Source organism: Kitasatospora sp. NPDC034533, assembly GCF_055575155.1.
Genome location: NZ_JBVITE010000008.1, coordinates 26,867 through 45,087, shown reverse-complemented (window position 1 = coordinate 45,087; position 18,221 = coordinate 26,867). Strand labels below are relative to the sequence as shown.

At 74.2% G+C, this 18,221-nt stretch carries 16 protein-coding genes; 4 read left to right on the top strand and 12 right to left on the bottom strand.

Features of this window, described 5'->3' with window-relative positions:
• Window positions 1-12 precede the first annotated feature (12 nt).
• Both ACZ55U_RS08440 and ACZ55U_RS08435 read right to left on the bottom strand, forming a co-directional pair.
• Window positions 13-1,350, bottom strand: coding sequence for a helix-turn-helix domain-containing protein (locus ACZ55U_RS08440; RefSeq protein ID WP_465523779.1), 1,338 nt, complete (start codon window positions 1,348-1,350; stop codon window positions 13-15).
• 122 nt (window positions 1,351-1,472) lie between these two features.
• Complete coding sequence (locus ACZ55U_RS08435) at window positions 1,473-2,252, bottom strand: DUF4232 domain-containing protein (protein ID WP_465523777.1); 780 nt, start codon at window positions 2,250-2,252, stop codon at window positions 1,473-1,475.
• 320 nt (window positions 2,253-2,572) lie between these two features.
• Here ACZ55U_RS08435 and ACZ55U_RS08430 point away from each other — a divergent pair, with 320 nt between their 5' ends.
• On the top strand, window positions 2,573-2,986 hold the full coding sequence (locus ACZ55U_RS08430) for an ArsR/SmtB family transcription factor (RefSeq protein WP_465523775.1): 414 nt from the start codon (window positions 2,573-2,575) through the stop codon (window positions 2,984-2,986).
• A 61-nt stretch (window positions 2,987-3,047) separates the two neighbouring features.
• On the opposite strand, the gene ACZ55U_RS08425 is transcribed toward ACZ55U_RS08430, so the two are convergent.
• The 10 genes from ACZ55U_RS08425 to ACZ55U_RS08380 all read right to left on the bottom strand — a co-directional run bounded on the left by ACZ55U_RS08425 (window position 3,048) and on the right by ACZ55U_RS08380 (window position 14,369).
• Window positions 3,048-4,367, bottom strand: coding sequence for an ABC transporter ATP-binding protein (locus ACZ55U_RS08425; protein ID WP_465523773.1), 1,320 nt, complete (start codon window positions 4,365-4,367; stop codon window positions 3,048-3,050).
• A 154-nt stretch (window positions 4,368-4,521) separates the two neighbouring features.
• Complete coding sequence (locus ACZ55U_RS08420) at window positions 4,522-6,393, bottom strand: ABC transporter permease (RefSeq protein ID WP_465523771.1); 1,872 nt, start codon at window positions 6,391-6,393, stop codon at window positions 4,522-4,524.
• A gap of 87 nt (window positions 6,394-6,480) precedes the next feature.
• Window positions 6,481-6,861, bottom strand: coding sequence for a VOC family protein (locus ACZ55U_RS08415; protein ID WP_465523769.1), 381 nt, complete (start codon window positions 6,859-6,861; stop codon window positions 6,481-6,483).
• On the bottom strand, window positions 6,858-7,442 hold the full coding sequence (locus ACZ55U_RS08410) for a hypothetical protein (protein WP_465523767.1): 585 nt from the start codon (window positions 7,440-7,442) through the stop codon (window positions 6,858-6,860). Before ACZ55U_RS08410 ends, ACZ55U_RS08415 begins: the two co-directional genes overlap by 4 nt.
• A 74-nt stretch (window positions 7,443-7,516) precedes the next feature.
• A complete protein-coding gene (locus tag ACZ55U_RS08405; protein WP_465523765.1) occupies window positions 7,517-7,909 on the bottom strand; it encodes a winged helix-turn-helix domain-containing protein in 393 nt (130 codons plus the stop codon).
• Between the two features lie 115 nt (window positions 7,910-8,024).
• Entirely contained in the window at window positions 8,025-8,300 is a 276-nt protein-coding gene (locus ACZ55U_RS08400; RefSeq protein WP_465523763.1) for a hypothetical protein, read from the bottom strand.
• 47 nt (window positions 8,301-8,347) lie between these two features.
• Entirely contained in the window at window positions 8,348-10,006 is a 1,659-nt protein-coding gene (locus ACZ55U_RS08395; protein ID WP_465523761.1) for an NRAMP family divalent metal transporter, read from the bottom strand.
• A 503-nt stretch (window positions 10,007-10,509) separates the two neighbouring features.
• Entirely contained in the window at window positions 10,510-11,472 is a 963-nt protein-coding gene (gene fdhD, locus ACZ55U_RS08390) for a formate dehydrogenase accessory sulfurtransferase FdhD (RefSeq protein WP_465523759.1), read from the bottom strand.
• Between the two features lie 105 nt (window positions 11,473-11,577).
• Window positions 11,578-12,060 (bottom strand): GreA/GreB family elongation factor, encoded by a 483-nt coding sequence (locus ACZ55U_RS08385; RefSeq protein ID WP_465523757.1) that lies wholly within the window; start codon window positions 12,058-12,060, stop codon window positions 11,578-11,580.
• Between the two features lie 158 nt (window positions 12,061-12,218).
• A complete protein-coding gene (locus ACZ55U_RS08380) occupies window positions 12,219-14,369 on the bottom strand; it encodes a UvrD-helicase domain-containing protein (protein ID WP_465523755.1) in 2,151 nt (716 codons plus the stop codon).
• Window positions 14,370-14,628: 259 nt separating this feature from the next.
• Here ACZ55U_RS08380 and ACZ55U_RS08375 point away from each other — a divergent pair, with 259 nt between their 5' ends.
• The 3 genes from ACZ55U_RS08375 to ACZ55U_RS08365 all read left to right on the top strand — a co-directional run bounded on the left by ACZ55U_RS08375 (window position 14,629) and on the right by ACZ55U_RS08365 (window position 18,170).
• Entirely contained in the window at window positions 14,629-16,071 is a 1,443-nt protein-coding gene (locus tag ACZ55U_RS08375; protein WP_465523753.1) for a glyceraldehyde-3-phosphate dehydrogenase, read from the top strand.
• A gap of 130 nt (window positions 16,072-16,201) precedes the next feature.
• The gene (locus ACZ55U_RS08370) at window positions 16,202-16,993 is read left to right on the top strand and encodes a hypothetical protein (protein WP_465523751.1); all 792 of its coding nucleotides are present in this window, start codon (window positions 16,202-16,204) and stop codon (window positions 16,991-16,993) included.
• A 130-nt stretch (window positions 16,994-17,123) separates the two neighbouring features.
• Window positions 17,124-18,170, top strand: coding sequence for a hypothetical protein (locus ACZ55U_RS08365; protein ID WP_465523750.1), 1,047 nt, complete (start codon window positions 17,124-17,126; stop codon window positions 18,168-18,170).
• The last annotated feature ends 51 nt before the right edge of the window (window positions 18,171-18,221 follow it).

Sequence of the window (18,221 nt, the reverse complement as noted above, 5' to 3'; positions counted from 1 at the left end):
GGGTGCGGCGGCTCAGCCCTCGTCGTGGGCCGGGGTCCAGGAGGTGCCGTCGTGGAAGTAGTTGGGCGCGCCGTGGCGGCCGACGGTGCGGAAGGGCTGGTGGTCGCCGGCGTCGACCCGCAGGGTGCCCTTCTGGGTGCCGTCGGACCAGACCAGTTCGAGGAACCAGCTGACGTCCTGGGAGCGGGTGGAGGCGTCCACGTCGATCACCTGCGGATCGCTGCTGGTGATCTTGTACGGGAAGGGTGCGGTGCCGGTCTTCCGGGTGCCCTCCACGCCCGGGACGGGGACGGCACGCGGTGCGGGCTGGTCGAGGTCGACCGCGAAGGACGCCGGTTCGAGGTTGCCGCCGCAGCCGGAGCCGGGGGTGTAGGCGTTCCACTTGGGGGCGGGCCGGGTGCTGACCACCTGCACGTACATGGCGTTCAGCACGACGGTGTCGGCGCTCGCGCCCTGGGCGGTGAGCTCGATCCGCAGGTGCCCGGCCGGGACCATCCGCTGGGAGGCGGCCCAGCTGTCGACCCGGCCGGAGGACGGCGGGGGCGGGGTCACCTGGGAGGGGGCGCGGGCGGAGAGGAACCACTGGTCGCAGAGGCTGCCCCAGTTGTTGTTGAGGACGGTGACGTGGAAGGGGGCGGCGGCCTCCTCGGGGTTCGCCGAGGCGGTCGCGGACGGGGTGCCGGCGCCGCCGGGAGCGACGGAGGGGTCCGTGGGCGCCGGGGGAGCCGGGGTGCCGGCGGGCGTGGCGTCGGCGGGCGGGGCGGTGCCGGCCGCGGCGGTGGTGGCGGTGGCGGCGACCACGGGAGTGGCGGTGGCGGCGGCGCCGGGGTTCGCGGCGCCGCCACCGTGGCGCAGGGCGACGACCGAGACCACGGTGGCCAGCGCGGCCACGGCGGCCGCGCTCAGCAGTACCCGGGTGCGGCGGCGCGGTGCGGCGGGCCGGGGCGTGAGGTGCACGGTCGTCACCTCCTCCTCCGGCGCGGGATCGGCGGACCGCGGGGCGGGCACGGGTTCGGGTTCGGGCACGGGCGTCGGCTCGGCGGCGACCGGGGCGGCAACGGGGGCAGTCGGTGCGGCCGGGGTGTGCGCGGAGGGCGTCTCCCGGCGGCGGGCCGCGTCGGCCAGGATCCAGCGGCGGTGCAGCTCGACCAGTTCCTCGGCGCCCGCCCCGCAGGCCCGCGCCAGCCGCTCCACCGGCGCGTACTCGGCCGGCACCGCGGCGCCGTTGCAGTAGCGGTGCAGGGTCGAGGTGCTGACGTGCAGCCGGGTGGCCAGGGCGCCGTAGCTGCGGCCCGACCGCTCCTTCAGTTCGCGCAGCATCGCCGCGAACTCCTCGGTCTCCACGCTCATGTGCCGCCCTTCCCCCACCCCGGCCCGGCCCGGGGTGCCGTCGATCCGCGGATCACCGTACCGGCAGACCCGGGCGGGGCCCGGAGCAGGGGGAGCGCGGGAGCGCGGAGCGGGAGGGGCGGTCAGCTCTTGCCGGCCTGCTCCATCGAGGAGGCGGCGCCCTCGACGGTCTCCCGGTACAGGCCGAGCTTGGGCTGCTTGCCCACCTTCGCGCCCGCGCCGAGCGGGAAGTCGTGGGTGTAGGCGTTGGGCATCTGGTCGTCGGCCAGGACGTTCAGCTCGTCCCAGTCGCGCGAGACGCCGCTGCCGGGGTTGAGGTCGATCACCGCGTAGGCGCTCCTGCCGGGCGCCAGGGCGTAGGCCGGCGGGCCGCCCAGCCCGCCCGGGACCAGCGGCGTGACGTTGTCGCCGCGGTCGGCGGCGTCCGCCTTGCCGATGGCGACGAGCGGGTAGTAGCTCAGGCCGCAGTAGGTGCTGCCCGGGTTGTGCACCTCGATCACCCGCTGGTTGGGTGCCCCGGCCCGGGTGCTCACCTTGACCGTCACGACGTCGCCCTTGCAGGAGTGGGTGTAGGCGTACGCCTCATCGCCGCCGGCCGCGCCCCCGCCGCCCGTGGCCGGGGTGACGGGGTTCTTGGGGCGGGCGGAGCCGGTGGCGGCGGGCGCGGCGCCGGCCGGCGCCTTGGTGGCCGGGGCGCCGGCGGACGGCTGGGCGGCGGGCGCGGCGGTGCCGGACGCGGTGGGGGCCTCGGCGGCGGGTGCGGTGGTCCGGGCGGGCTTCGCGGGCTGGGCCGCCTCGCCGCTGCCGGTCCCGCAGGCCGTCAGGGTGAGGGCGGCGCCCAGGGCGAGTGCGGCCGGGACGAACAGGGCGCGGCGGGTGGCCGCGGAGCGACGAGCGGACATGGAGGTTCCCCCGTAACGGATGTGGGTGAAGGAGTGGACCGGGCGGCGGGCCGTCGGCGCCGACCGCTGGGCAGCACTCTGGTCCGCCGGCCGGCCGGTCCGCCAGGCCTGTCGGCCAAGGCGGGACGCTGGAACGGTTCCACCCCCTCCGACCTGCGGTTTCACCCCAGCCTGGAACGGCCTTCGGGAACGTTCCCAGGCGGTCCGGGGCCGTCGGGGGCCGTCCGGCGCCGCCCCGGACTCCGGTGGCGGACCACCGTCCGGCCGGGGTCACCGGCGCGGGCGGGGCGGGCCCGACCGGCGTCGGTACGATCGGGGGCATGGGTGGTGCGGAGGAAGAGGCCTGGGACTCGGAGGCGGCGGACCGGGCGGTGGCGGTGCTCAAGGCGGTGGCGGACCCTTCGCGCTACCGGCTGCTGTGGGCGCTGAGCCGGCGGGAGCTGCCGGTGAGCGAGCTGGCCGAGCTGCTGGGGGCGCACGTGGCGGCGACCTCGCAGCACCTGGCGAAGCTGCGGGCGGCCGGGCTGGTGGTGGCGCGGCGGGAGGGGACGCGGATCTTCTACCGGGCCACCGAGGTGCGCGGGCTGCTCACCGAGGCCGCACTGATCGCCCACGACCTGCCCTCCCGCCGCGACGGCGGTGGCGACGGCGGCGCGGCGCCGGCCGGTGAGACCGCGCCGCAGCCCTTCGCCCGCGCCGTCCGGGCGGTGCGGCGACGTCCGGCGACGGGCTGAGCCGGACCGGATCTGACCGACTTGGACTGGATCCGGACCGAGACGGTCCGGATCGGGCCCGTCAGCGCCCCGGTGGCTCCGGCCGATGGTCCAGCCGGTACTCCTGCCGGTCGGCGTCGTACGCGAACAGTCCGGCGTAGCGCCCCCAGTCGGTCGCGGTCTCCAGCTGCCGGTCGGTCTGCTCGACGGTGTAGTGACGACCGAGCAGGTCGCGCAGGAAGCCGGTGCGCACGGTGGCGCCGGGCCGGCCGCCGAGGCTGTTGGCGATCAGCTTGACCAGCGGGACGTCCAGGGCGGCCGCGGCGAAGACGGCCCGGGCGTCCTGCCCGTCGGCCCCGGTGTAGGCGGCGCCGGACTCGGTGAGCAGCAGGTCGTCCCCGTGGACCTCGGCGAAGCCGAGCAGGTCGAGGGCGTCGACCTGGGGGAGCAGGTCGTCGATGTCCAGGCCGAGTTCGTCGGCGAGCCCGGCCAGGTCGCAGCGCCCGCCCCGGTGGGCGATCGTCTCGGCGAGGCCGGTGAGCCCGTCGACACCGGCGGTGGGCAGCGGGGTGCCCGCGACGGTGCGGCGCTCCGGACCGTCGGGGCCGGGGCCGGGGTCGGCACCGGCGCGGCCGGGCCCGCGGGTGTCCTTGGGGCGGCCCGTCATGATCCGGTACACCCGGTCCACCAGTTCGTCGAAGGCGGCGCAGTCGCGGTCGCGCGGCCGTTCCAGGTCGACCTCGACGGTCTCCCGGATGGTCCCGTACGGGCGGGCGCCGAGGACCACGATGCGGTCGGCCATCAGCACCGCCTCCTCGATGTTGTGGGTGACCAGCACGACGGCCCGGGTGGGGAACTGGCCGGATTCCCACAGCTCCATCAGCTCGCCGCGCAGGTTCTCGGCGGTGAGCACGTCGAGCGCGGAGAACGGCTCGTCCATCATCAGCACGTCCGGTTCGACGACCAGGGCCCGGGCGAAGCCGACCCGCTGGCGCATGCCGCCGGAGAGCTCCTTGGGGTAGGCGGACTCGAAGCCGGTCAGACCGATCAGGTCGATGGCCTGGGCGGCGGCCCGGGCGCGTTCCCGGGGCGGCACCCCGCGGGCCTCCAGGCCGAGTTCGACGTTCTGCCGGACGGTCAGCCAGGGCAGCAGCGCGAAGTTCTGGAAGACCAGCGCGGTGCCGGGGTTGGCGCCGGTGAGCGGGGTGCCGCGGTAGCGGACGGTGCCGGAGGTGGGCGGGATGAGGCCGGCCAGGCAGCGCAGCAGGGTGGACTTGCCGGAGCCGGAGCGCCCGAGCAGCGCGACGACCTCGCCGGACCGCACGGTGAGGTCGATGCCGGAGAGCACCGGCAGCTCCCCGGCGGCCCCGGCGTAGGCCTTGGTCAGGCCGACGGTCTCCATCAGGACCTCGTCGCCGCCCGCCGCGGCGGCAACCGGGGCGGAAACCGGTGCGGGACCGGGACCGAGGGCGGGGCCGGGGCCGGGACCGGGGCCGAGGGCGGTGCCGGGCCGGGCTGCACGGGAACGGAAGGGCAAGCGCATCGCGGACTCCGGACTACAGCGAGTAACGGCGCTCGGCCAGCCGGTACAGCCGGCGCCAGAGCAGGCGGTTGAGGGCGACGACGTACAGGCTCATCACCGCGACCCCGGCGAGCAGGCGCGGGTGGTCACCGTGCTCGGCGGCCCGGGCGATGTACGCGCCGAGGCCGGTCGCGGTCAGTGTGGTGCCGCCGAAGGTGACCACCTCGGCGACGATGGAGGCGTTCCAGGCACCGCCGGAGGCGGTGATGCCACCGGTGACGTACGCCGGGAAGACGCCGGGGACGATCAGCCGCCTCCAGCGCTGCCAACCGCGGACGCCGAGGTCGTCCATCGCCTCGCGCAGGTCGGTGGGGACGGCCATGGCGCCGGCGATGGCGTTGAACAGGATGTACCACTGGGAGCCGAGGGCCATCAGCAGGATGCCGCCGAGGTCGATCGACACCCCGGTGCGCAGCAGCAGCCAGACGGCGAGCGGGAAGAGGAAGTTGGCCGGGAAGCCGGCCAGCACCTGGACGACGGGCTGGGCGATCCTGGTCAGCCGGGGTGAGAAGCCGATCTTCACACCGATCGGCACCCAGACCACGGTGGCCACCGCGACCAGCACCACCACCCGGGCGGCGGTGGCGAGGCCGAGCAGCAGCGGTTCGCCGAAGACGCCGAGGCCGGTGCGGTCGGCGAGGTAGCGGCCGAGGTCGACGACGCCCCAGAGCACGATGCCGCCGGAGACGAGCGCGAAGGCCACGTCCCCGGCCCGCCGCCGGGCGGGGCGCACGGCGGCACGGCGTCCGACGGCGCCGGGAACCCGCTCGGTGGTGCCGGGAACCCGCGTGCCGGGAACCCGCTGGGCGGTGTCGAAGACCCGCGTACCGGAGGCCCGCTCGGCGACGCCGAAAGCCGATCCGGCGGTGCCGAACACCCGTCCGGCCCGGTTCAGGGCCCGCCCGGCGGGGCGCAGCGCCCCGCCGAGCGCGGTGGGCAGGTGGGAGCGGCGCAGCAGGTCCAGCACGACGGAGCGCTGGATCTCGGTGGCCTCGGACTGCTCGTTCTTGAACCGTTCGGCCCAGGCGGTGAGCGGCCGCCAGAACAGGAAGTTGACGCCGATCACGAGCACCACCATGGTGGCGATCGCCCAGCCGACCCGGCCCAGGTCCCCGGCGGCGATGGCGGCGCCCGCGTACGAGCCGACCCCGGGCAGCGCGTACCGCTGGTCGTCCACGGTGATCGCCTCGGACGCGACCAGGAAGAACCAGCCGCCGCCGAAGCCGAGCATGCCGTTCCAGACCAGGCCGATCATGCCCGAGGGCAGCTCGACCTTCCAGAACCGCATCCACCGGCTGAACCCGAACGAGCGTGACAGCTCGTCGAGTTCGCGCGGCAGCGAGACCAGCGCCTGGTAGAAGGCGAAGGTCATGTTCCAGGCCTGGGAGGTGAAGATGGCGAACACGGCCGCGCACTCCAGGCCGAGCATCGAGCCGGGGAACAGGGCGAGGAACCCGGAGACCGCGACGCTCAGGAAGGCGAGCACCGGCACCGACTGGAGGATGTCCAGCGCCGGGATCAGCACCCGCTCCAGCCGGCGGCTGCGGGCGGCGGCGTAGGCGTAGCAGAAGGTGAAGACGACCGAGACCGCGAGCGCGACGAACATCCGCAGCAGCGAGCGCACCGCGTCGTACGGCAGCCGGGCGGGGTCGGTGTCGACGGCCGCGTCCCGGGCGGTGGAGAAGCGGAGGGTGCCGCCCTGGCCGAGGCGCAGCGCCAGGTAGAGCAGCACCAGGACGGCGGCCGCGACGGCCAGGTCCACCCACACCCTGCCGCCCAGACGGCTCGCCGCCCGGGCGGGCAGCGGGCCCCGGGTCAGGGCCGGGGCGGACTTCGGCAGGGTCATGGGGCACCTCCGGCGCAAACCCGGGCAGTCTGCTCCCTCCGTACGTCCGTACGCAAACCCGTCCCGCCCGGGGGCCTGCCCGGGGTCCTACCCGGTCGGGCCGGCGGGGGCCTCGACGAACTCCAGCAGGTTGCCGACGGGATCGGTGGTGTGGAAGCGGCGCCGGGGCGTCGGGCGCTCGTCCCAGACCACCTGGACGCCCAGTTCGGACAGTCGCAGCGCGAACTCGTCGATCTCGTGGACCGCGATCCCGGGGCGCGCCTTGGCGCCGGGCCGGAACCGTTCCTCGATGCCCAGGTGGAGACGGACCCGCCCGCCGCCGGCGGCGAACCAGCAGCCGCCGAGGCCGGTCGGCGGCCGGGGTCCGGGGATCTCGGCCATCTGGAGGACGTCGCCGTAGAAGGCGCGCAGCAGCGCCTCACTGCCGGGTGGGGCGGAGAGCCGGACGGGGTCGAGGGCCGTGATCACTGCGGCCTCCTCTCGGACGGGCCGGTCGGGCCGGTCGGGTCGAACGGGCTGGTCGGGTCGAACGGGCTGGACGGGGTGGACGGGGCGAGCGGACCGGACGGTCCGGGCTGGTCGGACGGTCCGGCCCGGCCGTGCCTCCGGGCCGCCGTGACCAGCAGCCGGGCGGTCCGGGTGGGCAGGTCCAGGTGCCGGGCGATCCACTGCGGGTCGTGCCCGTGGGTGGCGAACACCCAGGCGGTGTACATCCGGTTCAGGCCGGGCGCGCCGGGGGAGAGCAGCAGCGGCCGGACCTGCTCCATCGGGAAGCCGTCCAGCGAACGGGCGCTGAACCACGGGGTGTCCCCGCCCAGCGGCCCGGCGCCTGCCAGGGCCGCGGCCGCGCCCGCCCGCCGCCGGCTGGTGGCCAGCAGCAGGGCGAGCAGCAGCCCGGCGACCGAGGCGCCGATGAACGTGCCGGACAGGAAGAGCCGCAGCGGGTCGGGAGCGAGGCCGACGGCGAGGCCCTCGATGGTGATCAGCAGCAGGACGCCGCACAGCGCGGTCCCTCTGCCGGTCCCGGGGAACAGGACGGTTCGGGTCATCGCGGGGTCCTCCTTCGGTGGTCGTCGTTTTTCCGGGGCGGGGGTGCCTTCTCGTGCGGTGGTGGCGGCAGGGGTCAGGAGGCCCGGACCAGCCGGGGGTCGTACTTGTAGCCGATCTGGCGGACGGTGGCGATCGCCTCCCGGTGCCCGGGGCCGAGCTTGCGCCGGATCCGGGCGATGTGGGTGGCGACGGTGCGGGAGTCGCCGGTGTCCGGGCGGCCCCAGACGTTCTCCATCAGCTGGCGCCGGGAGTGCACCCGCAGCGGGTTGCCGACCAGGTGGGCGAGCAGCTCGAACTCCAGGTACGGCATGGTGACCTGACGGCCCTCGACGGTGACGGTGCGCTGCTCGGTGTCCACCACCAGGCCGGGCGCGGGGGCCGGCCGCGGCGGGGCCGGGCGACGGGCCGGGGCGGGCCCGGAGTGGTCCGAGAAGAGGGCGTCGAGCCTGGGGTAGCGCAGGACCATGGCGGAAAGGACTCCTTCGGGGTCTGGTGGGGCGTGAACGCGGACGGTCGGGAGCGCGGACGGACGGGAGCGCCGGCGGTTCGTGCGGTGGCCGGGCGTGCGGTGGCCGGGCCGCTCAGCGGCCGTGGTGCCAGGTGGCTTCCAGCCGGGCGGTGCCGTCCGGCGCGGTGACGGTCCGCCAGCGGGCCCGCAGCCCGCCGGCGCTCCCGCCCACCGTCCTCCCGCCCACCGTCCCGTCCGCCGCCCCGGCGGACGGGGCCGGGACGGCCCTCAGGACGGTGCTGTCCAGCGGGCTCGCTGCCAGGCGTCGGCCGACGGCGGCGAGGGTGGAGCGCAGTCGGCCCCGGTCGGTGGTCGGACGGGTGGGCCGGAAAGCGGCGACGATGGTCATGGCAGGTCACCTCCGTGACGGGACGACGGACGGGGAAGGGGGGTGGATCAGTGGTTCAGCGCGGTCTGGACGATCTTGACGACGACCATGGCCATCGCGACCAGCAGGTAGGCGCGCAGCGCGCCCATGCCGACCTTGCGGGCGGTGGACATCACCGGCTTGTCGAGGGTCTCCAGCGGGGGCATCCGCCAGTCCTCCCGGCCGGTGCGGTCGACGGGGTCCTCCTTGGTGCCCCGGCGCCCGAAGGTGAAGAAGTACCCGGCGACGAGCACCCCGGCGACGCCGCAGCCGGCCATGATCCACAGGATCGCCCCGGAGCTGATGTCCGGCCAGACCACGGCGGCGGTGAGGATCAGCGAGAGCATGACCAGGGCGCCGACCACGGCCGAGGTGAAGGCGTTGGTCCTGGGGCCGTTGACCCAGGGGCCGAGCACGGCCTTGTCGTTGCACAGGAGCAGCAGGAAGACGGTCGCGGAGGGCAGCAGCACCCCGGCCAGCACCTGGACGAACTGGGTCATCAGGCCCTGGGTGTAGTCGGTGGAGAGCAGCGTGATCGCCGCCGCCGCGACCACCAGGCCCGCGTAGATCCCGTAGAAGCCCTTCGCGCCCTTCACGCCCCGGTGCAGCGAGTGCTTGATGCCGAACACGTCGCCGATCGCGTACGCCGTGGACAGGGACACCGCGAAGGCCCCGATGATCGAGGCGTCCAGCAGCGCGACGGCGAACAGCACGCCGGCCAGGTGCCCGGCCTTGTCCTCGATGCCCCGGGCGACGGCGGCGGCGTCGGAGAACCGGCCGAAGCCGTCGGTGCCGGCGAAGGCGGCGGCGGTGAAGCCCATCATGGCGGCGGCGCCGACGATCACCACGACGATGCCGATCCAGAGGTCGACCTTCTCGTACGTCATGAAGCGCGGGGTGATCCGCTTGTCGATGACGTAGGACTGCTGGAAGAACAGCTGCCAGGGGGCGACGGTGGTGCCGACGATGGAGATGATCACCAGCATCACGGCGGCGAGCTGCCCGGAGCCGCCCGGCATGCTCGGGACGACGAAGTCGTGGGCCATCTGCGAGGTCTTCGGGTGGACCAGGAAGTAGATCGGGACCAGCAGCAAGGAGCCTATGCACAGGGTGACGGCCACTCGCTCGAAGCGCTGGAAGGAGCCGGTGAAGGCCGAGGCGATGATGATCCCGGCCGCCAGCACCACCGAGGCGACCTTCGGCAGGCCCAGGTACCCGGCCGCCAGCGTGACCCCGATGAACTCGGTGACCAGCGTCAGCGCGTTCAGCAGGAACAGGTCGATCACGCTGAACGCGCCCCAGAACCTGCCGAACCGCTCCAGGATCAGCCGCGCGTGCCCGACCCCGCTGACGGCGCCCAGGCGCAGCACCATCTCCTGGTTGACGTAGAGCACCGGGACGAGCATCAGCAGCGTCCACAGCAGCTTGGTGCCGTAGTCCTGACCGGCCTGCCCGTAGGTGGAGAAGGCGCCGGCGTCGTTGTCGCCGACCATCACGATCAGGCCGGGGCCGACGATCGCGAGCAGGGTCTTCAGTCTCGCCGACAGGCCGTGGCGAGGGGTGGTGTCGTCGAGCCGGATGGTGCCGAGCGCGCCCTTGATGTCGCCGACGTGCGCGTCGTCGAGGACGGCCGAACGCGGCCCGGGCACCGTGGAGTCGGTGGGGTCGAGGGTGGCGTGGGTGGTCATGGTGGTTCCTCCCTGGGCCCCGGACGGGCGGGGCGGGTCGGAGGCAGGCGGCGGCGTTCCCTGCGTGGGTGCGGGCACGGCGCATCGGCGCGCGGCGGCGCGGCCCGGACGAAGGCGTGCGGGCACGGCGAAGTCGCGTGCTGGCGTGGCGTGTTGGACCCGACGGTGTCCGACGTCGTCTGACGTACCGTCAGGAGATCGCGCAGGGAAGTGGGTTACCGCGTGCCGGAGGTGTACGAGGGCAGGCGGGGGCAGGGGCAACTGTGGCCCGGACTACTGCAATCCATGTCTCTCGCCTCCTCCCGGCCGGCGCACCCCGTGGTGCGTGTCATCGACGCGGCAAGGAGTGCACCGGCCCCCGTGACGCGACCGCCGGCTCACCCCAACTGGTCAGAGCTTATCCCCGTCCGAGCGTCATACTTGCGTACTTGGTAGAACCTTTACCTTTTGCCCGGGGGTCTTTCCGGACGCCGCCCGGCCGACCCGCCGGGTCGCCCGGTCGGTCACCCGGCGGTCTCCGCGGTGGTGCCGATGCGGTCGGTGCCGCCCTCGCCGGTGCCGCCTTGACCGGTGCCGCCCTCGTCGGTGCCGCCCTCGTCGGCGCCGCCTTCACCGGTGCCGCCTCGACCGCTGTCCACGCGATCGAGGTCGACGCGGTCGGTGCGGGTGTAGACGTTCATCGAGTCCCCGCGCAGGAAGCCGACCAGTGTCAGCCCGGTCTCCTCGGCCAGCTCCACGGCCAGCGAGGACGGCGCGGAGACCGCCGCCAGCATCGGGACGCCCGCCATCACGGCCTTCTGCACCAGCTCGAAGGAGGCCCGGCCGCTGACCATCAGCACCGTGCCGCGGGCCGGCAGCAGGCCCTCGCGCAGCGCGTGGCCGACCACCTTGTCCACGGCGTTGTGCCGGCCGACGTCCTCGCGCAGGCACAGCAGCCGCCCCTCGGCGTCGAACAGCCCGGCCGCGTGCAGTCCGCCGGTGCTCTCGAAGACCTTCTGGGCGGCGCGCAGCCGCTCGGGCAGCGCGGAGAGCAGGGCGGGGGTGACGCGCAGCCCGTCCTTGGTGACGCTCCACGGCGCGGTGGTGCGCACCGCGTCCAGGCTGGCCTTGCCGCACAGGCCGCAGGAGGAGGTGGTGTAGAAGTTGCGCTCCAGCGAGGCGTCGGGGGCGGGTACGCCGGGGGCGAGCAGGACGTCCACCACGTTGTAGGTGTTGCCGCCGTCGGCGGTGGCGCCGGCGCAGTAGCGGATGCCGGCCACCTGCTCGGCGGCGTGCACCACGCCCTCGCTGACCAGGAAGCCGACCGCCAGGTCGAAGTCGCCGCCGGGGGTGCGCATGGTCACCGTCAACGGGCGCCCGCCCACCCGGATCTCCATCGGCTCCTCGGCGGCCAGGGTGTCGGGGCGGTACGAGGGCGTGCCCTGGCGCAGGCGCAGCACTCTGCGGGGGACGGTCACTCGGCCCATGGTCGCGGCTCCTCGGTGGGATCGGTCCGGTCGTCCGTACGTTCGCACACTCGCGCGTCCGTGCGGACCCTGCGGATCAATCCTCGCCCGTCCGAGGGGGCGTTCCTACCCCTCGTGCCCCACCGACAGCACCAGCGCGCTGGCCGCCCCGGCCGGGGTCTCGTAGGTCACCGTCTCCCCGGGGCGCCGTCCGAGCAGCGCCTTCCCGAGCGGACTGTCGAAGGTCACCAGGGTGAGGTCCCGTTCCTCCGCCTCCTCCGAGATCTCGACGGTCTCCTCCGTCCCGTCGCCGAACCGCACGGTCACCGTCGAACCCACTCCCACCACGCGCGTGGACGGCTCCCCGGCCGCCCCGGCCTCGCGCAGCCGCTCCTCCAGCTCGGCGATCCGCCGGTCCAGCCGCGTCACCTCCGACGCCCGCTGCAACTCGTCCGCGGCGTCCGCCCGGTCTCCCACCGGCTCCACCCCCCGCAGCGTCGCGGCCACCTCCCCCCGCTCCGCCCGCAGCTGCGCCAGTTCCTCCCGCACCGCACGCAGGCCCTCGGCACTGATCGGTTCCGGCCCACCGCTCGTCCCTAGCTCGCTCATCCCAGGCTCCCGGGGCTGCTCGTCACACCCTCGAACACCGGCCGCCTCCCATTACCCCACCGGGCCGGGGCCGCAGCAACCGCGCCCGGGCGCCCGCCGAGGCGCAGCCGACTCCGCCCGGGCGAGGCGCAGCCGACTCCGCCCGGCGGGGCCGCGGCTCATCGTGCGGGCGACCGCTCCGGGAGGACCGGTTCGAGGAAGACGCTGGGAGCGCCGTGCCAGGAGACGGCGAGGGCTTCGCGGGCTCGGGTGCAGGCGACGAAGAGCAGGCTCAGCTCGCCGTCCAGGTCCTCGCGGTGCTGTAGCGGGTCGGTGTCCTCCGGGGTGATCGCGCCGGGCATGGGCAGCAGGCCGTCGCTGACGCCCGCCACGGCGACGCAGCGGAACTCCAGTCCCTTCATCCGGTGCATGGTGCCGATCCGCACGCCGGGGGAGGGGGCGCTGCCGAGCACGTGGGCCGGCGTCCCGCTCCGTTCCAGGGCCTCGGCGATGTCCCGGCCGAACCGGACGGTGCGGACGGCGATCCCGATGTCCTCGGAGCTCACGCCGGAGGCCGTCCACTCCCCGACGCGGGTGACGACGGCCCGGATCTCCTCGGCCTGGTCGCGGTGGCCGTGGACCTCGGGATGGGCGCCGTGCAGGGTGGAGTGGTAGCCGGCCAGCGACTCCTCCCCGCCGTCCATGTCGTCCGGGCGCTCGCCGGTCAGCAGGGACGCGGACCAGCTGAGGATCTCCTGCGTCGTCCGGTAGTTGACCCGCAGCCGGAAGGAGCGGCCGACCACCTGGATGCCCAGCGAGCGCAGCGAGACCTTGTTCCCGTATATCCGCTGGTGCGGATCGCCGGCGAGGAAGAGGTCGTCCGGCCCGGTGGCCACCAGGGCGCGCAGGAAGCGCCACTGGACGGGGTGCAGGTCCTGCGCCTCGTCGATCACCACGTGCCGGAACGGGCGTTCGTCGGCGTCGTCGAGCGCCCGTGCGGCCCGCGCGCAGACCTGGAGGGAGGTGAGCTCCCCGGCCCGGCGCAGTTCCTCCTCGAACTCGGCCACCACGCGCCACAGTTCGGCCCGCTCCGGCGCCCCGAGGGCCCTGCCCCGGCCGGACCGCGGTGCCTTCAGGTACTGCTCCCGGCTCTCGATCGCCTGGGCCAGGACGACCTGCCGCCACTCCTGGTCGAGGAACAGGTCGGTGAACCCGGTGCCGAGCCGGCGGGCGACCCGCCCCCAGCGGGCGAGGACGGCGCGCTGCTGGAAGAGGACCTTCGACGGCGCTCCGGCGCGGGACCGCCGCAGGACCTCGTCGGCCAGCGCGTCGACGGTGACGACCCGGACCTTCGCCCGGATCCGCGCGTCCGCGACGAGCAGGGCGAGGCAGCGTTCCAGCTCCGCGGCGAGGTCCCCGGAGAAGGTGGTCAGCAGAATCGTTCCGTCGGGTGCGTCGGCGGGCAGCCGGCGAGCCAGGTGATAGGCCCGGTGCAGGGCCACCACCGTCTTCCCCGTCCCCGGACCACCGGTGACCCGGGCCGGCCCGCTGTAGGACTCCCGGTAGGCGACCCGGTACTGGGCCGGGTGCAGGAAGATCCGCCAGGCGTCGAAGGGGCGCTCCAGGATCTCCAGCAGTTCGTCGGGGCCGGACACCAGGGCGACCCGGCCGCGCGCCCGGGCCATCGCCGAGACCAGGCCGTCCGCGGGCTGTTCGACGCTCACCGGGGCGGCCGCCCGGGCGTACGCCCGGACGATCTCCCGGTCGATCTCGGCCGGCTCCATCCCGCTCGCCAGGCCGACCAGGACGTCGAACTGCTGCTCCGGCAGCACCCGGTGGAGCGCCTCCAGGTGGGCCTCGTCGGGGAGCAGCCGGATGATCGGCAGGATCTCCTCGTCGACGCCCAGGCTGCGCAGGACCTTGTCGGAGCGGTCGGCGAACAGCCGCCGGGGCTCGTCGGCGGCCAGCGCCTTCAGCGACCGGGAGGCCCGCTCCAGCGCGACGTCGTTGCGGATCTCCACGCCCTGGGTGGCGGCGTTGACCGAGGCCCGGTGCTTGACGGCCCAGTCGTTGGCCTTGTCGTGCGGAAGGACCTTCAGCAGGAGGTAGCCGTCGCCCCGGTCGGCCTTGAGGACGACCCCGCGCCAGTAGTCGGTGATCCTGATGGTCCGGATCCGGGGGTCCCGCTGGTTGGTGAGCTTCTCCAGGTGGACGCCGGCGTGGGTGGCCTCGGTGAACTTCTCGAAGGTCTCGAAGACCCGGCGCTGCACCGGCTTCTCCAGCGCCGCGAACTCCATCAGGAAGTCCCGGTGCATGCCCAGCGTCGCCACCCCGGCCCCCTCGCGCGCCCCGTGCCCGTCCGTCCGGCCGGGCCGTGCGCCTCACTGTACTGGCCCCGGTGATCAGTCGCGGCGGGCCGTCCGGAGGGCGGCCGGACCGGGGTGGCGGTGATCACCTTCGGGGCGGGGGCGGGGGAGAAGGCGCAGGTGGGGGGCTCGGGCGGGGAGGGGTCGGGAGGGACCGGGGGTCGGGGGCGCGGGCGGGCGAAGCTACCATGTGGGCAACACCCTCAGCTCGAAAGATGGACTTGTGACTGTCAACGACGACGTGTTCACGGACTGGAACAACCGCGAGGAGATCGCGGAGTCGATGATCCCGATCATCGGGCGGCTGCACCGGGAGCGGGACGTCACCGTTCTGCTCCACAGCAGGTCCCTGGTGAACAAGTCGGTGGTCAGCATCCTCAAGACGCACCGCTTCGCCCGCCAGATAGCCGGCGAGGAGCTCTCGGTCACCGAGACGATGCCGTTCCTGGAGGCGCTGACCACCCTGGACCTCGGCCCCTCGCAGATCGACCTCGGCATGCTCGCCGCGACGTACAAGGCGGACGACCGGGGGCTGTCGGTGGCGGAGTTCACCGCCCAGGCCGTCGCCGGCGCCACCGGTGAGAACAAGCTGGAGCGCCGGTCCGGGCAGGACGTCGTGCTGTACGGGTTCGGCCGCATCGGGCGGCTGGTCGCCCGCCTGCTGGTCGAGAAGGCCTCGGGCAACGGCCTGCGGCTGAAGGCCATCGTCGTGCGCAACAGCGGTGGCGACGACCTGGTGAAGCGCGCCTCGCTGCTGCGGCGCGACTCGATCCACGGCCAGTTCCAGGGCACGATCACCGTCGACGAGGCGAACAACAAGATCATCGCCAACGGCAACGAGATCACGGTGATCTACTCCGACGACCCGACCAAGGTCGACTACACGGAGTACGGGATCAAGGACGCGATCCTGATCGACAACACCGGCCGCTGGCGCGACCGCGAGGGCCTGTCGAAGCACCTGCGCCCCGGTATCGCCAAGGTCGTGCTGACCGCCCCGGGCAAGGGCGACGTCCCGAACATCGTGCACGGCGTCAACCACGACATGATCAAGCCGGACGAGCGGATCCTGTCCTGCGCCTCCTGCACCACCAACGCCATCGTCCCGCCGCTGAAGGCGATGGAGGACGAGTACGGCGTGGTCCGCGGCCACGTGGAGACCGTCCACTCGTTCACCAACGACCAGAACCTGCTGGACAACTACCACAAGGCCGACCGCCGCGGCCGCTCGGCACCGCTGAACATGGTGATCACCGAGACCGGTGCCGCCTCGGCCGTCGCCAAGGCCCTGCCGGACCTCCAGGCGAAGATCACCGGCAGCTCGATCCGCGTCCCCGTGCCGGACGTCTCCATCGCGATCCTCAACCTCCAGCTGAAGCGGGAGACCAACCGCGAGGACGTCCTGGAGTACCTGCGGAACGTCTCGCTGACCTCGCCGCTGAAGCGCCAGATCGACTTCATCGACTCGCCGGACGCCGTCTCCAGCGACTTCATCGGCTCGCGCCACGCCTCGATCGTGGACGCCGGCGCGACCAAGGTCGACGGCGACAACGCGATCCTCTACCTGTGGTACGACAACGAGTTCGGCTACTCGTGCCAGGTCATCCGGGTCGTCCAGCACATCTCGGGCGTCGAGTACCCGACCTTCCCGGCCCCGGCGGCCTGATCCACCGGTAGCGCGGGACGACGCGGCAGTACGGCGGGGCGGTGACCGGCAGGTCGCCGCCCCGTCGGCGTCCGCGCGCGGGCGGTCGCTATCTTGTGGGGTCACTGACACGGCTGGGGAGGGCATGGGGATGGGTGGTCGGCGGGTGTTCGCCGCGGTGGCGGCGGCCGGGGTGCTGACGGGCGTGCTGGCGGGGTGCTCCTCCGGCGGGTCGAAGGGCGCGGGCGGGGCGGCTGCCGCGGCATCGTCGGCGCCGGGGCCGGGGGCGGCGACGGGTGCGGTGGCCACGGCGACGACCACGGCGGGGGAGTCCGCGTCCGCGGGTGCCCCCGCCCCGGGCGCGACGGGCACCGGAGCCCCCGCACCGGCGCCGACCGCCGCGGTGGAGGCGCCGCACGGGGACCTGGAGACGGCGCTGCTGGACGACAAGGTGGTCGGGCAGGTGCTGCCGGACGCCAAGGCGATGGCCGGATGGGAGGAGGAGAAGCGCAGGGTCGACACCGCCGACCACACCGTCACCTGCGCCGGAGCCGCCGCCGCCTCCTGCGCCGGCAAGCCGCTGAGCGGGTCGGTGCGCTTCTCCTCGGGCGACGTGGTCGTCCGCTTCCTGGTGGACACCCTGCCCAGCCGGGACGCGGCCGCGCAGCGGCTGAAGGAGAACTACGCCTCCTACGCCACCGGGCCGTTCAGGAAGGTCGACACCCCGGCGCTGGGCAGCGAGAGCCAGGCCTTCCAGGGGACGCTGGCCGAGGGCGAGGGCGTCGGCATCGTGGTGCGCTCGGGCACCGTGGTGGCGAGCGTGACCAGCGAGGGCGGTCCGGTGGACGTGGCGGCGACGCGCAGGTTCGCGGTGATGCTGGTGAAGCGGATCGAACAGGCGCAGTCCGGAGCGACGCCGGACGCCGGGCTCGGCATCGGCTGAGCCGCTCCTTCCTGGCCCGGGCACGGCGCTGGGCTGGGCAAACGGATGTCAGTCGGCCGTGATATGTACCTATCTCGTGGCCATCGTCGGGCCATGCGACAGATACCGATGACGTTCGAGGGGGCCCCACATGCCGCTGTTCCGACGCCGCTCCGGCGAGGAGGGCGCGCAGGACCGCTCCGGGTGGCGCGGGTTCGGGCTCGGCCTCGGCCGGCGGGGCACCGGGCAGGGCGCGCCGTCCGGTGGCGGTGAGCCGCGCCTCGACCCGGCGTACGGGGACGACGCGGTGCGCCTGATGCTCCGGCAGGCCGCCGCCGGTGACTGGCCCGCGGTGCGCCCGGTGCTGGCCGCCGCCGACGACGGGGACCTCTCCTTCCTCGTCGGGGCGATCTCCGAGCTGCCCCGGGTCGAGCAGTGGACGGCCCGGGCGCTCGCCGAGACCCCGGACGACACCCTGCTCCTGGCGGTGTCCGGCGCCCGGCACGTCGTCTGGGGCTGGGAGGCCCGCACGGGCGCCCGGGCCAAGGACGTCACCGAGGAGCGCTGGAAGCTGTTCCACAAGCGGCTGGACAGCGCCGAGGAGCAGCTGCTGGAGGTTGCCGAGCGCGAGCCGGCCTGGCAGGTGCCCTGGGCCTTCCTCCAGCGGAGCGCCCTCGGAGCCTCGCTCGGCCCGGACGTCGCCACCACCCGCTTCGAGGCCGCGGTGCGCCGGGCGCCGGCGAACCCCGACCCGTACCGGACCAGGCTCCAGCAGCTGAGCGCCAAGTGGGGCGGCTCGCACGAGGAGATGCACGCGTTCGCCCGGGCCACGATGCTCGCCGCCCCCGAGGGCAGCCCGCTCGGCGAGCTGGTGGCCCTGGCGCACCTGGAGCACTGGCTGGCCCTCCCGGAAGGCGAGGACCGCGCCTACCTGACCAGTCCCGCCGTGGTCTCCGGGCTCCAGGAGGCGGCCTTCCGGTCCGTCCTCCACCCGGACTTCACCCCGGTGCGCGGCTGGCAGCGGAGCTTCAACGCCTTCGCGATGGCCTTCTCCCTCGCCGACCAGCCCAAGACCGCGCGCCTGCTGTTCGACGCGCTGGACGGCTGCGTGACCAGCGCGCCCTGGCACTACCTGGCGGGCGAACCGGTCAAGGCCTTCCGCGTCCACCGCGACCGCTGCGCCTCCGCCCGGCGCTGAGCCGGCATCCGCCGGTCCCACCCACCACCGTCACCCACCCCGCGATCGAAA

Excerpts from the sequence above, each read along its gene's own strand:
- ACZ55U_RS08395 (WP_465523761.1), bottom strand. The coding sequence starts at position 10,006 with ATGACCACCCACGCCACCCTCGACCCCACCGACTCCACGGTGCCCGGG.
- ACZ55U_RS08425 (WP_465523773.1), bottom strand. The coding sequence starts at position 4,367 with ATGGAGACCGTCGGCCTGACCAAGGCCTACGCCGGGGCCGCCGGGGAG.
- ACZ55U_RS08430 (WP_465523775.1), top strand. The coding sequence starts at position 2,573 with ATGGGTGGTGCGGAGGAAGAGGCCTGGGACTCGGAGGCGGCGGACCGG.
- ACZ55U_RS08435 (WP_465523777.1), bottom strand. The coding sequence starts at position 2,252 with ATGTCCGCTCGTCGCTCCGCGGCCACCCGCCGCGCCCTGTTCGTCCCG.
- ACZ55U_RS08400 (WP_465523763.1), bottom strand. The coding sequence starts at position 8,300 with ATGACCATCGTCGCCGCTTTCCGGCCCACCCGTCCGACCACCGACCGG.
- ACZ55U_RS08365 (WP_465523750.1), top strand. The coding sequence starts at position 17,124 with ATGCCGCTGTTCCGACGCCGCTCCGGCGAGGAGGGCGCGCAGGACCGC.
- ACZ55U_RS08405 (WP_465523765.1), bottom strand. The coding sequence starts at position 7,909 with ATGGTCCTGCGCTACCCCAGGCTCGACGCCCTCTTCTCGGACCACTCC.
- ACZ55U_RS08440 (WP_465523779.1), bottom strand. The coding sequence starts at position 1,350 with ATGAGCGTGGAGACCGAGGAGTTCGCGGCGATGCTGCGCGAACTGAAG.
- ACZ55U_RS08420 (WP_465523771.1), bottom strand. The coding sequence starts at position 6,393 with ATGACCCTGCCGAAGTCCGCCCCGGCCCTGACCCGGGGCCCGCTGCCC.
- ACZ55U_RS08370 (WP_465523751.1), top strand. The coding sequence starts at position 16,202 with ATGGGTGGTCGGCGGGTGTTCGCCGCGGTGGCGGCGGCCGGGGTGCTG.
- fdhD (WP_465523759.1), bottom strand. The coding sequence starts at position 11,472 with ATGGGCCGAGTGACCGTCCCCCGCAGAGTGCTGCGCCTGCGCCAGGGC.
- ACZ55U_RS08385 (WP_465523757.1), bottom strand. The coding sequence starts at position 12,060 with ATGAGCGAGCTAGGGACGAGCGGTGGGCCGGAACCGATCAGTGCCGAG.
- ACZ55U_RS08410 (WP_465523767.1), bottom strand. The coding sequence starts at position 7,442 with ATGACCCGAACCGTCCTGTTCCCCGGGACCGGCAGAGGGACCGCGCTG.